At 73.8% G+C, this 13,061-nt stretch carries 12 protein-coding genes; 4 read left to right on the top strand and 8 right to left on the bottom strand.

The genetic code is table 11. The features are described from left to right. Positions 1–96: 96 nt before the first annotated feature. The gene (gene tatC, locus ACFXHB_RS31025) at positions 97–987 is read right to left on the bottom strand and encodes a twin-arginine translocase subunit TatC (protein ID WP_380578004.1); all 891 of its coding nucleotides are present in this window, start codon (positions 985–987) and stop codon (positions 97–99) included. A 967-nt stretch (positions 988–1,954) separates the two neighbouring features. Between tatC and ACFXHB_RS31020 the strand changes: the two genes are divergently transcribed. From ACFXHB_RS31020 to ACFXHB_RS31010, 3 genes are all read left to right on the top strand, one after another. After that, positions 1,955–2,338: a hypothetical protein gene (locus ACFXHB_RS31020; RefSeq protein ID WP_380578000.1), complete on the top strand. Its 384-nt coding sequence runs from the start codon at positions 1,955–1,957 to the stop codon at positions 2,336–2,338. A 323-nt stretch (positions 2,339–2,661) separates the two neighbouring features. Beyond that, complete coding sequence (locus ACFXHB_RS31015; RefSeq protein ID WP_380577999.1) at positions 2,662–2,850, top strand: hypothetical protein; 189 nt, start codon at positions 2,662–2,664, stop codon at positions 2,848–2,850. Next, a complete protein-coding gene (locus ACFXHB_RS31010) occupies positions 2,847–3,818 on the top strand; it encodes an SAM-dependent methyltransferase (RefSeq protein WP_380577998.1) in 972 nt (323 codons plus the stop codon). The genes ACFXHB_RS31015 and ACFXHB_RS31010 overlap by 4 nt, the downstream gene beginning before the upstream one ends. A gap of 108 nt (positions 3,819–3,926) precedes the next feature. On the opposite strand, the gene ACFXHB_RS31005 is transcribed toward ACFXHB_RS31010, so the two are convergent. Further along, on the bottom strand, positions 3,927–5,762 hold the full coding sequence (locus tag ACFXHB_RS31005; RefSeq protein ID WP_380577997.1) for a sigma-70 family RNA polymerase sigma factor: 1,836 nt from the start codon (positions 5,760–5,762) through the stop codon (positions 3,927–3,929). A gap of 647 nt (positions 5,763–6,409) precedes the next feature. On the opposite strand from ACFXHB_RS31005, the gene ACFXHB_RS31000 reads away from it, so the two are divergent. After that, complete coding sequence (locus tag ACFXHB_RS31000) at positions 6,410–6,748, top strand: hypothetical protein (RefSeq protein WP_380577996.1); 339 nt, start codon at positions 6,410–6,412, stop codon at positions 6,746–6,748. Between the two features lie 117 nt (positions 6,749–6,865). On the opposite strand, the gene ACFXHB_RS30995 is transcribed toward ACFXHB_RS31000, so the two are convergent. The 6 genes from ACFXHB_RS30995 to ACFXHB_RS30970 form a co-directional block, all read right to left on the bottom strand. Continuing rightward, positions 6,866–7,357 carry a glycosyltransferase gene (locus ACFXHB_RS30995; protein WP_380578003.1) on the bottom strand — a complete coding sequence of 164 codons (492 nt, stop codon included), beginning with the start codon at positions 7,355–7,357 and terminating at the stop codon, positions 6,866–6,868. Then, positions 7,339–7,995 (bottom strand): glycosyltransferase, encoded by a 657-nt coding sequence (locus ACFXHB_RS30990; RefSeq protein WP_380577995.1) that lies wholly within the window; start codon positions 7,993–7,995, stop codon positions 7,339–7,341. The genes ACFXHB_RS30995 and ACFXHB_RS30990 overlap by 19 nt, the downstream gene beginning before the upstream one ends. Continuing rightward, on the bottom strand, positions 7,992–9,023 hold the full coding sequence (locus ACFXHB_RS30985) for a hypothetical protein (protein WP_380577994.1): 1,032 nt from the start codon (positions 9,021–9,023) through the stop codon (positions 7,992–7,994). The genes ACFXHB_RS30990 and ACFXHB_RS30985 overlap by 4 nt, the downstream gene beginning before the upstream one ends. A gap of 73 nt (positions 9,024–9,096) precedes the next feature. Continuing rightward, positions 9,097–10,155 carry a hypothetical protein gene (locus ACFXHB_RS30980; protein WP_380577993.1) on the bottom strand — a complete coding sequence of 353 codons (1,059 nt, stop codon included), beginning with the start codon at positions 10,153–10,155 and terminating at the stop codon, positions 9,097–9,099. Between the two features lie 164 nt (positions 10,156–10,319). Continuing rightward, positions 10,320–11,642: a UDP-glucose dehydrogenase family protein gene (locus ACFXHB_RS30975; protein ID WP_380577992.1), complete on the bottom strand. Its 1,323-nt coding sequence runs from the start codon at positions 11,640–11,642 to the stop codon at positions 10,320–10,322. Positions 11,643–11,803: 161 nt separating this feature from the next. Then, positions 11,804–13,045: a hypothetical protein gene (locus tag ACFXHB_RS30970; RefSeq protein WP_380577991.1), complete on the bottom strand. Its 1,242-nt coding sequence runs from the start codon at positions 13,043–13,045 to the stop codon at positions 11,804–11,806. Positions 13,046–13,061: the final 16 nt, after the last annotated feature.

Genomic DNA, 13,061 nt, shown 5'->3' with positions numbered 1-13,061 from the left:
GTGGGTGCCCCGCCGGGCGGCGCGGCACCCACCGTCCGCCCCGCCGGCGGGAGTTCGGCGGAAGAGGTGGTGAGGGGGCCGGACGTCGCTGGGTGATCAGGTGATGTCGTCCAACAGTTCTTCCCGGCGCGGGGGCGGCAACTCGGCGATCGCGGACGGCTGGACGGACGCCTCGACGGCCTCCGCCTCCTCCACCGGCCGCACCGAGAGGTCGATGTCCGACGCCTCGTCGGCGTCCAGTCCGTAGTCGGGGCTGCGGCGGGCCCTGCGCTTGTCGTTGATGATCGAGATGCCGCAGGCGAGGAAGTACAGCGCCCAGATCGGCGCGGCCAGTGCCAGCATGCTCAGCGGATCGACGCTCGGCGTGGCGAACGCCGCGAAGACGGTGATGCCCAGCACCATGCCGCGCCACCAGCCGAGCAGTCGCCTGCCGGTGACCATGCCGACGAGGTTGAGCATCACCAGCAGCAGCGGGAACTCGAAGGCCAGGCCGAAGACCAGGACGAGCCGGGTGGCGATGTCGAAGTAGTCGTCGGGCGGCAGGATCGGTGTGGTGTTGTCGGGCGTGAACGACATCAGCATCTGGACCGTGGTCGGCAGCAGCAGCATCGCGAGGCCCACACCCGCGAGGAACAGCGGTGCGCCGCAGGCGACGAAGATCCGGGTGTACTTGCGTTCGTTCCGGTGCAGACCGGGCGCGACGAAGGCCCAGATCTGGTAGAGCCAGACCGGGACGGTGGCCACCACGCCGGCGGTCAGGGCGACTTTGAGCATCCAGGTGAAGCCCGCGGTCAGACCGATGGTCGAGACCTGTGCGCACGTCTCCTTGCCCGCGGCGATGATCTCCGGGGTGCAGCGGAGCGGCTGCAGCAGGAAGTCCTCGATCCTCTTGTGGAAGACCAGCGCGACGATGGTGAACACCACGATCGCCAGGGCCGACTTGACCACGCGGTTGCGCAGTTCGCGCAGGTGCCCGGCGAGGGCCATCCGCCCCTCGGGATCCTTCGGCGCCTTCTTCGTCACTCTGGCGAGCTTGCTCAATCCGGGGTCCTCAACTCGTGCGTCGAGGCCCGCCGGTCGGTGGGTCTCAGGTGGTCGTGCGCCGCCGCACGACCGGCCGGGCGAACGCGTCCGGTCGGGTGGCGGGGGACGCGGGCGCGGCCTCTTCGGGCCGCGACCGCGGTTCGTACCCTGCGACGGCGCTCTGCCGGAGGAATGGGGGGCCCGGCCCCGCCGCAGGGACGTCGCTCGAACGTGCCGATGGTTGGGTTCGGCCGTGTCCGACGGGTTCACCGACGTCGGCAGGGCGGGTGGACGGGACAAGAGCTCGCGGCGCGGGACGCTGCGGTCCTGGCGGCGCCGACGAAGAGCGCGTCGTACCTCCTGGGGGCGGGGGCCTCAGGCGCGAGGCCCGCGGTGGGTCCGGCCGGCAAACACCGTCCGGCCGAAGGGGGTTCGCAGCCGACCGCGGGAATGACGGACGGCGGGGCGGGCGTCACGCGGACGCCGGCCGGCGGGCGGGGGCCCGAACCGGCGCCGGCGGTTTCGCGGTGTGCCGCTGGTGCGCAAAGTGTGCGGGCTGTCCGGTGCGGGAGTCAACGGTCGTCCCCGGATTCGTGTTTCACCCTCCGGGGCGCGCGGACGACAGCTGTAGCATCCCCTCACCCGGGCGCGGAAGCCGCCGACCCACCCCTGCGCGGGGCGTGGTCGGCCGGCCGGGGTGACGGACGCACGCGGATCATCACGATCGTGTCACGGGGCGGGCGTGGATGCCGGATCCCCACTCCTTCGACCCGAACCGTCGATTGAACCGCAGGAGAACGCCATGCCCCACCCCGCCGTACGAGCCTCCGCCGCGGAGCCTGGTCACCGGCCGGCCGACCACGCCGGCGAGGTGTCTCCGATGGCCCCGGTCCCTCCGCGTCGTCCCTGGGAAGCACCCGTCCCTCGCGTCGTGCGCTGGTCGTTCCTGCTGTGGCTGCTGATCGTGCTCGCCGGAGCGGCCGGTCTGGTGCTGGCCTTCGCGGAGCGGATCCGGATCGGGGTGGAGGTGGGGGACTTCGTCCTCCTGTTCCCCGCCGTGGCCGTGCTGGTCGCCCTCGTCGCCCTCGCCGGTGCGGCACGCGCCGGAGGACGCCGGGCCAGGGCGGTCCTGACCCTCCTCACCGGCATCGGCTGGGCCGTGGGAGTCCTCCTCATGGCGATCGCCGCGTTGTACGGGGACTTCGTGGCCGCCGCCGCGATGAGCGCCGTCGTCCTGATCCCCCCGCTCGTCGGGCAGGTTCTGATGTACGTGCCCGCGGCCGGTGCCCACTTCGGCCGCGTCGGGCCGCCGTAGAGCCGAGGCGCCGCAGGACTCGGAACCGGGGTGATTCGCCCCGCCCCCACGGTCGCCGCCGTGGTGTGCGCACCGAACGGGGCCGCCCGGGGCCGCTCCCGCGCCCGGTCCGGCCGGGCGGAGGGAGCCGGCCCGGGCCAGGGGACGGGTCGTACCAGGCCGCCCGCCACCCCGTCGTGGCATGTCGACGCTGTCCGCGCACCACGAGCGCCGACAGTGAGAGCCGCCGCACCTCGAACCCCCGGCGGTTCGAGAGCGCGCGGGAACCGAGCCCCGTCGGCGCGGTGTCAGCCTCGCCGACCCCAGACCCGCCAAGGACCCTCATGGCTACCTCCGTCCCGGCACCCGTGACCGACTCGCCGCTCCGTGACCTCCTCGCCGAGGACCTCACCCGGCGGACCGCGGACGACGAACCGACGCGCGGGCGGGACCGCGCGACACCGGTCCACCCCGTCCTGGGCGGGGCCCGGCAGAACGCCCCGGCGGGCCTCATGCGGACGGTGCGGGCATGAGCCGGCGGGGCGTCCGCCGGTACACCGCCCGCCCCGGCCAACGCCCGGGCCGGCCCGCGGCTCCGCAGGTGACCGGCGGCCCGGCCGAGGTCCGGGACCCCACCGGGCATGACCCCACCGAGCACGACCCCACCGGGCACGACCGCGCCGCCGGCGCGCCACACCCGCCCTTCGACCCCCGACACGACCTCCGGCTGACCCGCCCCTCGTCGGCCCGGCTGGCGAGCCTGATGCTCGCGGGCAAGGACCACCTCGCCGCGGACCGGACACTGCTGGACCGGCTGCGGGCCGAGGACGCGGGCTGCGTGGACGCGGTGCGGCACGGCAGGGCGTTCCTCCACCGCGCCGCCGGGCTCCTGGCCGAAGGCGGCCTGGCGCAGTTCCTGGACCTGGGGTGCGGACTGACGACCGGTGCGCCCGGTACGGCGCTCGCCCCGATCCACACCTCGGTCCTGGCCACCCGGCCGGGCGCCCGGGTCGTCTACCTGGACCGTGACCCGGTCGTCCTGGCCCACGCCCGGGCGCTGCTCGACGTGCCGGCGCCCGCCCGGGTCCGGTACGTGCGCACCGACCTCGCCGCGCCCGCGCTCATCGGGACACTGCGGAAGAAGGCGGGTCTGGAGTGGCACCGTCCGATGGCGGCCGTCCTCGGTGACGTCCTGCACGAACTGACCGACCCGCAGGCGCGTTCCCTGCTCTCGACACTGCGCCGCGACCTGCCCGCCGGCAGCGTGCTCGTGCTCAGCCACCGGGCGGCTGACGCCGACGACCCGGCTCGCGCCGCCCGGGTGGCCGCCTGCTGGGCGGAGGCCGGGCTGCCCTGGCACCCCCGTACCCCGTGCGCCGTGGACGCCCTCCTGGACGGCTGGGAGCGGCAGGGGCCCGGGGCCGCCCCCGCGGCGCGCGGGACCGTGTCCGGCGTGTACGAGATGGCGGCGGTCGGCGGGTGGAACGCGGTGACCGGGTAGACCTGAGCGGTGCTGGGGGAAGTCCCGGGGCAGGGCCCGTCCGCCGACGGGCCGACCCGGCGGTCCGGCAGCCGTGCCCGGTCCGGCGCCGCCACGGACCGCCGGTGGTCAGAACCGGAACGCCACCTTGTCCTTGCAGGTCGGGGCGGTGCCGCAGGTCGCGGGCTGGAGCCGGAGACGGTCGCCGTCGGCCCCGGTGTCCGCGGCGCCCAGGAGCTGTCCCGTGTCGCCGTGCCGCAGGGCGACGTCCGTCCCCCCGAGGCGGAGCGTCTGCCATTCGTCCTTGGTGTCGATTCCGCAGGAGCCCTCGGCGACCGTGCCGGTGTCCTCACCGGGGCGCAGGCAGCCACCGTTCGCCGCGCTCACCACCCGCACGCGCTCGGCGGAGGTACCCGGTCGCAGGTACCAGCGCTGGTCGTTCGTCGACTCGCAGGGGACGGTGTACGGCGCGGCGCCGTCGACGCCGTCGTAGCCGGCGACGCTCACACAGGAGTTCAGCACGGCGAACCGCAGCTCGACCGCCTGGTCACCGGACCGGCCGGGGACCAGCGCGGTTCCCGGCCTGCCGTGGGCCGAGAGCGCGCGGTCCCCGGAGTCCGGCGCGCGGGGGGCCGGGGTCACCGCGTGCGGGCTCGTCGTCGCCCTGCCGGGGGCGGTCGGCGTGCGACCGTCCGAGGGCGCGGGTCCGGTGACCGCCGACGCGGTGGGACCCGCCGCGGGGGCCCCTGCGGACGGGGCGGGAGCGCCCGCGGTCGGGCCGGCACCGGGCGGGACGGGAGCGCCGGCGGCGGGGCTCCCACCGGACGGGACGGTGTGTGTCGCGGTCGGGCTCGCACCGGGCCGGCCGGTGTGCGTCACGGTCGCGCTCGCGCTGGGCCGGACGGTCGGGCTCGCGGTCGGGTCCGCGCTCGGGTTCGCGGGCGGGCTCACGAACGCCAGTGCCGACGGCCGCCGGTCGACGCTCGACGGAGCGGCCGACGAGGGCCCCGGGTGGGAGGCCGAGGCCCCCAGGGCGGCCGCGACCACCACGCCGGCCGTGGACACCGCCACCCCGGCCACCGCCATCCCGGTCGCGGCCTTCGCGCCCAGACCGGCCGACACCCCCACGGCGCCCGCCGGTCCACCACTCACCGCGGTGCTGTCCGACACCGCGGCCAGGTAGGCGTGACCGCCGCCCCACGGCAGCACTGCGGCCAGCCCCGCCGTCCGCAGGCGCCGGTTGACATCGCGCAGCTCCTCGACGACCGCCCGACACCGCGGGCAGTCGTCGAGATGACGGACGACGCTCTTGGGGTGCCGTCGCCCGGGGCGGCGGACGAGCGCCACGAGCCGCTCCGCGTGGGCCCGGCACTCGGGCGAGGCGGCCTGCCGGACGTGCGCGCTCAGATACGCCTCGCGCAGCCCCTCACGCGCGCGCGACACCAGCGAGGACACCCCGCTGGGCGTGAGCCCGAGCAGCGGCGCGATCCGCTCGGGCGACTGCCGCTCGACGACCGCGTGCCACAGCACGGTCCGCCACCGCTCGGGAAGTCCCGCGTAGGCGGCGGCCACCAGGCGGTGCTCGGCACCGGCGAGGAGGGCTTCGTCGGGGGAGAGCGACTCGTCCTGCCGATCGGCCCAGTCCCCGAAGTCGGCCGTCAGCAGGGTGCGGCGCTGCGCCGCGCTCCAGCTGATGGCGGTGTTGCGAGCGACCGTGAGCAGGTACCGCCGCCAGCTCTGCTGCGGCCCGCCGCCGCCTCGGACGGCCCGGAGGGTGAGGGTGAACGCCTCGCTCGCGAGGTCCTCGGCGGCGCCGCTCGTCCGGGTCAGCGTGCGGGCATAGGCGGTGACCGCGCTGTGGTGACGTTCGAACAGCTCGGCGACGGCGCTCTCGTCCCCGGCTCGCGCCCGTGCGGTGAGCCGCTCGTCGCTCTCGGGGGCCGTGCTGTCGGTCGACCGCCCCACCGTTCGGGCGGGCGACGGTCTTTCTGCGGGCTCCGACCCGGACGACATGGGCTGATGGGGTGGCGGCGACGGACGGCGCGGCATAGGGATCCCTGCGAATGGCGGCTGGTGAACCGAGTGGCGATACGGCACCAAGACCGCCGGGAGAGCCCGTGGGCCCGCTCCGTTGCCGAATCGTAATCTTGTGTCCCGGTCCTGCCACGCGCCGCCGGTTCCGGCCGCCCCGCAGCCGGCGCCGGTTCTGGCGCACCATCAAGAGGCTTCCAGGTCGGCATCCTTGATGCCCGTCGGCGACAGGCCGCTTCCTTTCCGGGCGTTTCCCCGCCCGGGCCCGCGCGTACCCGGGCCCGGGCCGCCGCACTCCCCGCACGTCGCGCGGCGGTCTCCGGGGCGTGGATATTTCGGCAGGACGGTCGCGGCTTCGTCACGGGCGCGCGACAGGGCGGAGTCGGCCGGGGCGCCGCGGACTCCTCTCTCCGGTGGGGCGGACCCGCGGGCTCCGGCGTCCCCGACGCCTCCTGGCCCGTACGACCCGCCGACCGAGGAGTCCCACCCGACTCGTCCGATCCCGACCGGCGTGGTCGTGGGCGCCGCCCGGTTCGCCGGGCCGCCCCCGCCGACCGGTCCACATCTCTCAGGGGGAGACCATGCCCGATCCCACGCGGAGGACGGTGCTGCGCGCCATCGTCGGACTCGTCGCGCTCCACGCGGTGGCCGCCTGCTCCGAGGCCGGCCCCGGACCGGGCGGCAACGGCGGCGGCAGAAGCGGCGGCGGCAAGCGCTCGACGCCGTCGTGGCGGTCCAGATCGCTGCGCCCTTCGGCGGTCCGCACCTGGCGCCGTCGCCTCCGGACGGTCTGCGCCGCTCTGCTCGTGGTCGCCGTCACCGGGTGCGGCGCGGGCGTAGGGCGGTGCGCTCGGGCCGCGGACGGAGCCGAGCGCACCGATTCCTGGATGTGCGGCTGGACGACGGCGGCGCCCCCGTAGGTGAACTTGGCGAACTGGTCCTCGATCCGGGCGAGCCCCGTCTTCGCCGACCTCTGCCGCCGGGGTCGCAATGGCCTGAGGGAGCAACCCCGGCGGCCGAGACGGGCTGGTGGCGATCTACGCCGAAGCCCTGCACGAGCGTCTGGCGACCGTGAGTGTCAGCTCCCGGAGTTGGCGACTGGTCGTCGCGATGTCGTATCGCCGCGCGTTCTCTACGGCCGCCTCGGCCAGGGCGGTGCGCAGTTTGGCGTCCCGACCGAGGTCGTCCAGGGCGCGGGCCAGGGAGTGCGGGTCGCCGGGAGCGTACGGCAGGCCGGCGCGCCCGAGGGTCTCCCGCACGCCGGGAAGGTCGGAGTGGACGATCGGGAGTCCGTGGGCCTGCGCCTCGATGAGGACGAGCCCGAATGCCTCCAGTCCCTTGGTCGTGAAGGCGAATGCGTCGAAGTCTGGCAGGCGGGACCACAGGTCTGCGCGGGGCTGGGACGGGGCGAACCGTACCCGGTCGCGCAGGCCGAGGCCGGAGGCCCGCTGCTCCAGGTGCTCGCGCAGGCTCCCGTCGCCGATCACCGTCAGGTGGTGCGACCAGTGGGTCAGAGTGAGGGCCTCGATCGCGGTGACCGTGGACTTGTTGTCGTCGAGTCGGCCTGCGTGTACCAGGGACAGGGGCCCGGCCCGGTCGGTGGCCGGGTGCGCAGCCGGGTGTCCCCCACAGGGATGCCCCACGGGATGACGGTGAGCCGGCTCGTGAAGCGGCGGCTGGTGAGGCGGTCGATGCGGTCGGGGAGCGCGGTGGTCGGGACGACGATCGCGGCACTCGCGGCGGCGGCCTCCTCCAGCCGGGCCCGTTCCTCCGGGCTGCGCTCGGCGGCCATCACGTCGGGGCCGTGGACGAGGGAGACGAGCGGGATGCGGCCGGCGGCACGGGTGAGGGCCAGGCTCAGGGCGAGTCCGGGGTACTGGGCGTGGATCGCGTCCGGCCGGATCTCCTCGATGAGTGCCCGCACCTCGCGCGTCAGCTCCTCGACATAGGCGTCGAAGTCCGGGCCGAGCGGGCGCTTCACTGTGGACAGGGTGATCAGCCGGTTGAACGCGGTCGTCCATGTTGGGTCGACCGGCTCCCGGCCCAGGAAGACCGTCCTCGTCTCGGGCATCACCCGGTAGAGGTCCCCGACCAGGACCATGCCCCCCGACGAGGGCGCGCTGGGGCGGTTGACTCCGGTCAGGACGGTCAGGGGCCCGCCGGTCATGCCCGAGCCCCGCTCACCCACCGCCGCTGGCCGGGAGCCGGCACCCGCGCGCCCGGAGTCTGCTCGCCTCGTGACCTGTCCGGCCCGTCCTGCGTCTCGCCCACGCGGGGCGGTGCCCACCATGCCGCCAGGTGCGGCGTGAAGTCGGCCTCGACCTCGTCGGCGGGGTGCAGATACCCCCGGTGGTCGATTCTCGCCGTCCACGCCCGGATCTCCGCTCTGGGGTAGACCGGATTGATTCCGATCTCGCCCTTCGGGAGGATCCCGTTGAAGGGGGTGGGAATTCCCTGGCCGTTCCAGAAGTCCCATGCTTCCAGTGCTTTCGCTTTCTCGAAGCAGTGGTACAGCTGCGGGTAGCGGGGCAGGTAACGGATCTCACGGAAGACCATCTGGCCGATCAGCCCGGGCGCGACCGCCGTCAGCGTGTCGAGACCGGCACCCTGGAAGGCGGCCGACGCCGCGTCCTGGGCGGGGTGCAGCGCGGTCCGGGCCAGCAGGTGGGACACCCTGCGCCGGACGTACTCGGCGACCCGGGGGCTGAGCGCCGGTTCGATGCCCTCGACGAGCTCGACGAGGCGGCGGTGGCCGGGGTGGAAGCGGGCCAGGTCGAACAGCTGGTCCATGTCGTCGACGGCGGCGAAGGCCAGGCGCTTGAACAACCAGCAGTTCAGCTCTCCGGCCTGGGCGAAGGTATTGGTCTCCGGTGTGACGGAGTGGAGCATCAGGTACTCGGACAAGACCTCGAAGTAGAGGTAGCCGAGGAACGGCAGGCTGGGCACCGCGGCGGCGAGCAGGTCGACGAACGCGGGCGCCACGCTGGCACGGCCGATGGCGTTGCGCAGGGCGAGGTCGAGGAACGGCGCCGCGGCGGCCAGGCCGGTCCGCACGGCTCGGTCGATCCGGTCGTTCTCGGCCGGGGTGAGGTAGCTCCGGTACGCCCGGTAGGTGCGCAGGTGGATGGCGCCCAGGTGCAGGTAGTCGACTCCCTTGGGCGGGATCGGCGCGTCGGGGGCGACCTCGAAGATCACCGGCGTGCTGGAGGGCTTGGTCCGCAGCAGGTAGGCGCCGAGATTGTGGGGGCGCAGCCCCTGGCGGCGGCGGTCAAGGGGCGAGCAGTACAGGGCGCCGACCAGGCAGCCGGTGGAGACGTGCAGTTGGCGGCTGGCGCGGATGGCGTCCAGGCTCCTGGTGAGGTGGAGCAGGTGCAGCCTGCTCCATGTTCGGCACCGGGCGGGAGCGGGGGTCGCGTTTCCTGTTGATCCGGTCGGCCGCCCGGTCGAGGGCTCGCCGCAGTCCCTGCGGCTGGAGAGGCATTCCCGGGGGGCGCAGTGGAGTACCGCCTTCGACGCTGGGCCGGCCGCCGGTGTGGTTGGCCGCGAGCGATACGAACAGGTGGTCGTGGTAGGGGTTGACGGCCTGGTCGAGGTGGTTCTTGGCCCACCTCTGGAGCACGCCGACCAGGCGAGAGCGGACGTCGAGGTAGCGGTCCAGGGCGGCGACGGTGACCGGGTGCAGTTCGATCGGCTCCGTCAGCACGATCGTGTCCGACGGCCGATGCTGGGGGTTGAGCCGGAGGCGGACGCTGACGGTTGGCTGGTGGTGGCGTGGTTTGAGCTCGTGCTGGATGTCGGTGGTGAGCATCGCGGAGAGTTCCCCGGACCGGCTGCGGGTGTCCAGGGCCAGGCCGATCACCAGCAGAATCCGGATGTGGTCGTCGTCGAGCCCGGCCGCCTTGATCGTTCGGGCCGCGTAGCGGCGCAGGGCGCCCGCCTCCTGGGATGATGTGCTCGGCTTGAGCGTTTGAGCCGCGGTCCGGTGCTCCAGGTTCAGCGGACGGTCCGCCAGGGCGGAGAGCTGGTTGAGGCAGCCGATGCGCATCCGGTTGGTGACCGGCGCGGTCGGCCCGGATCCGTTGCGCGCCACGCGGAACAGGCCGTCCTCGGCGGCCGCGAGAAAGCCGTCCAGGACCAGGTCGGTGAGCTGCCCCGTGACGGGCACCAGCTTCTTCGTGACGGCCCGCTCCAACTCGGCCATCACGAACGCGTACTGGCGGCCCTTCTCGGGAGACAGGTCGGGTGCCTGGCGCAGCCGCTCGTGCGCAGCGCGAAGGTCGGCCAGGGTCGGCCGGGCGGTGACGGGGTGGGGGTGGGCTTGAACCATGGCGCGTCTCCCGCGTCTCCCGGGCGGTCCGGGGTGAGTCCGATTGGAGTGTCACGATAATGACGGGCCCGGCTTGCAGTGATTGAGCTCCAACGACGACAAGACCTGCGCCTGCGGGGTGGGGCCGCGGCAGAGGCCGTCGCGCCCCTACCGCGGGGGTGCCGCTACTTGCCGGGGCGGCCGAGTTGGTGGACGGTCCAGCCGGCGGCGCGCCAGGGGTCGGGGTCAAGGGTGGTGCGGCAGTCGACGAGCAGCGGGGTGGTGGGGCGGTTGACGAGGTCCTGGGGGTTGGCCTGGCGGTACTCGGGCCATTCGGTGGCCAGGACGGTGATGTCGGCGCGGTCGAGGGCGGCCGGAAGGTCGTCGGTGTATTCGAGCTCCGGGTTGCGGCGCATGGCGGTGGGTACGGCCTGCGGGTCGTGGACGGTGACGACGGCTCCGGCGTGTTCGAGTGCCTGGGCGAGGGCGAGGGCGGGGGATTCGCGGACGTCGTTGGTGCCGGGCTTGAAGGCCGCGCCCAGCACGGTGACCCGGGCGCCCTTGACTGGGCGCTCGCCCAGGGCGTCGGTGATCAGGGTCATGGCGGTGTCGACGCGGTTGTCGTTGATGTGCTCGGCGGCCAGCAGCAGGGCGGCGGCGCGGTCGGCGCCGAGCTGGCGGGCGCTGGCGGTGAAGGCGCGGACGTCCTTGGGGAGGCAGCCGCCGCCGTAGCCGATGCCGGGGCGCATGCCGGCGGCGCCGATGCGGGGGTCGATGCCGAGGATGTCGACGATCTTGGAGATGTCGGCGCCGGCGGCGTCGCACATGTCGGCGACGCCGTTGATGAAACTGATCTTGAGGCCGAGATAGGTGTTGGCGGCGCCCTTGGCGAGTTCGGCGGTCTGCGGGTCGCAGACGAACAGGGGGACTCCGGTGTCGAGGATGGCGGCGTAGACGGCGCGGATGGCCTTCTCGCCCTCGGCGCTGGTGACGCCGGCGATGAGGCGGTCCGGGCGCAGGGTGTCTTCGACGGCGTGGCCCTCGCGCAGGAACTCGGGGTTCCAGACGACTTCGACGAGGTCGCCGGCGGGGGCGAGGCGGTGGGCGAGTTCGGTGACCTTGAGGGTGGTGCCGACGGTGACGGTGGACTTGCCGACGATGGTGCAGGGGCGCTTCAGGTGGGGGGCGAGTTGGCGGATGGCGCCGAAGACCTGGGCGGTGTCGTAGGAGCGGCCGTCGGCGTCGATGGGGGTTCCGACGCCGACGAAGTGCAGGTCGGCGAACTGGGCGGCTTCGGCGATGTTCGTGGTGAAGCGCAGTCGGCCGGTGGCGGTGTGGGTGGCGAGGAGTTCGGGCAGGCCGGTCTCGTAGATCGGGCATTGGCCGGCGTTGAGCCGGTCGACCTTGGCCTGGTCGACGTCGACGCCGATGACCTCGTGGCCGAGTTCGGCCATCGCGGCGGCGTGCGGGATGCCGAGGTGGCCGCAGCCGATCACGGAAACGCGCATGGAAGGGGTCCTTGTCTGGTCGGGTGGCGCACCGCGTCCGGAGCGCTACCCGACGCTATCGTGGATTGAACTGTCCCATGACGGAACGAAGTTCGCTCGGATGTTCGCCGGTCGGGGGCGGGCTTCGCGGTGCCGGCCCCGCCCCCGACCGGCTCGGGGGTTCAGTGCTCGGTGCCCAGGAGTTCGGCCAGGCGCCGCAGGGCGGGGATCGCCTGGGAGCGCACGATGACGTCTCCCTCGCGGGCGCCCTCGATCAGGTACTCCTTGTGGGCGCCGCTCTCGGTGACGCCCTCGGTGTCCAGGTAGAAGACCTTCAGGCCGAGCTTTCGGGCGCGCCGCTGGACGTCGCGCCGGTCGGCGTGCAGGCCGATCACCAGCAGCGCGCGGGCGTTCGGCGGGTAGTCCATGTGGGGGGTGCGCTGGTCGTAGCGGCGCATGAACGCCTCGGGGATCCCGGCGCGGGCGAAGAGGCGGTCGAAGTTGTGGGTGGCGATCGGGCCGACCGCGTGCCCGGCGTCGTAGAGGGCCTTGAGGATCCGGTGCGCCTGGGTGGGTTCGGCCTGGAACAGGGCGCGGAACATGGCGACCATGTCGCCGATCTTGCGTTCGGTGTCGGTCAGCATCTCCTGGACCAGGACGTCCTGGCCGGGGGCCATGGTGAACCGGTAGCCCTGGGTGAGGTCGTTGCCCTGGCGTTCGGTCACCCGGTAGACCTCGTGGAGCCAGTGCAGCGGCTGCACTCCGGCCTCGATGCTGGTGCCGCATCCGGCTTCCACCACGAACGGCAGGTGGTCGAGCAGGCCGGACAGGTCGTCGGCGTACTCGGGGGTGCCGCGCCGCTCCTTGACGCGCATCCCGCCGGCCAGCACGTCCCAGGGCAGGTTGCGGGAGGCTCGGAGCAGGGCGTAGTCCACGGACTCGATGGTGACGTCGAGCGAGGTGAACCCGGTGGGGGTGTCGCGGCCGGCCCGCTCGTCCTGGGGGTGGACGTCGTGTTCGGTGATCGTGGCGTACAGGTCGCCGCGGCGCCAGCGCGGGTCCTCGGTGTCGCCCGCCTTCCACCGGCCGGCGGCCAGCCAACGTTCCAGGTCGCCGCGGTGGGCGGCGATCTCGGCGGCCGGGGCCAGCCAGGAGACGGCCAGGTAGAGCTCCGCCAGGACCAGGCGGTCCATCGGCTGGGTCTGGTCGAGATCGTAGTGGAGCCGGTAGTGGACGACGCGGCGCCGGCCGTCCTCGTCCTCGGTCCAGCCGGACTGTTCGGCGTTGCGCGGGTCCTGGGTGCGCCGCCAGATGCCTTCCTCGATGGAGGGGCGCCGCCCGCCGGCCTCCGGCGAGAAGTGCGCGTGCCAGGCGCGGGACTGCTCGACGGTCAGGGAGTCGATCACGGGGTGGGGCAGAAGCACGGTTCTCTCCTCGGGT

This window comes from Kitasatospora sp. NPDC059327, assembly GCF_042752535.1.
Lineage (GTDB): Bacteria > Actinomycetota > Actinomycetes > Streptomycetales > Streptomycetaceae > Kitasatospora.
This window is presented reverse-complemented; position numbering and strand designations above follow the sequence as displayed.

Coding starts and splice junctions, on each gene's coding strand:
- tatC (WP_380578004.1), bottom strand. CDS start 987: ATGGCCCTCGCCGGGCACCTGCGCGAACTGCGCAACCGCGTGGTCAAG.
- ACFXHB_RS31015 (WP_380577999.1), top strand. CDS start 2,662: ATGGCTACCTCCGTCCCGGCACCCGTGACCGACTCGCCGCTCCGTGAC.
- ACFXHB_RS31010 (WP_380577998.1), top strand. CDS start 2,847: ATGAGCCGGCGGGGCGTCCGCCGGTACACCGCCCGCCCCGGCCAACGC.
- ACFXHB_RS31000 (WP_380577996.1), top strand. CDS start 6,410: ATGCCCGATCCCACGCGGAGGACGGTGCTGCGCGCCATCGTCGGACTC.
- ACFXHB_RS30990 (WP_380577995.1), bottom strand. CDS start 7,995: ATGACCGGCGGGCCCCTGACCGTCCTGACCGGAGTCAACCGCCCCAGC.
- ACFXHB_RS30980 (WP_380577993.1), bottom strand. CDS start 10,155: ATGGTTCAAGCCCACCCCCACCCCGTCACCGCCCGGCCGACCCTGGCC.
- ACFXHB_RS30975 (WP_380577992.1), bottom strand. CDS start 11,642: ATGCGCGTTTCCGTGATCGGCTGCGGCCACCTCGGCATCCCGCACGCC.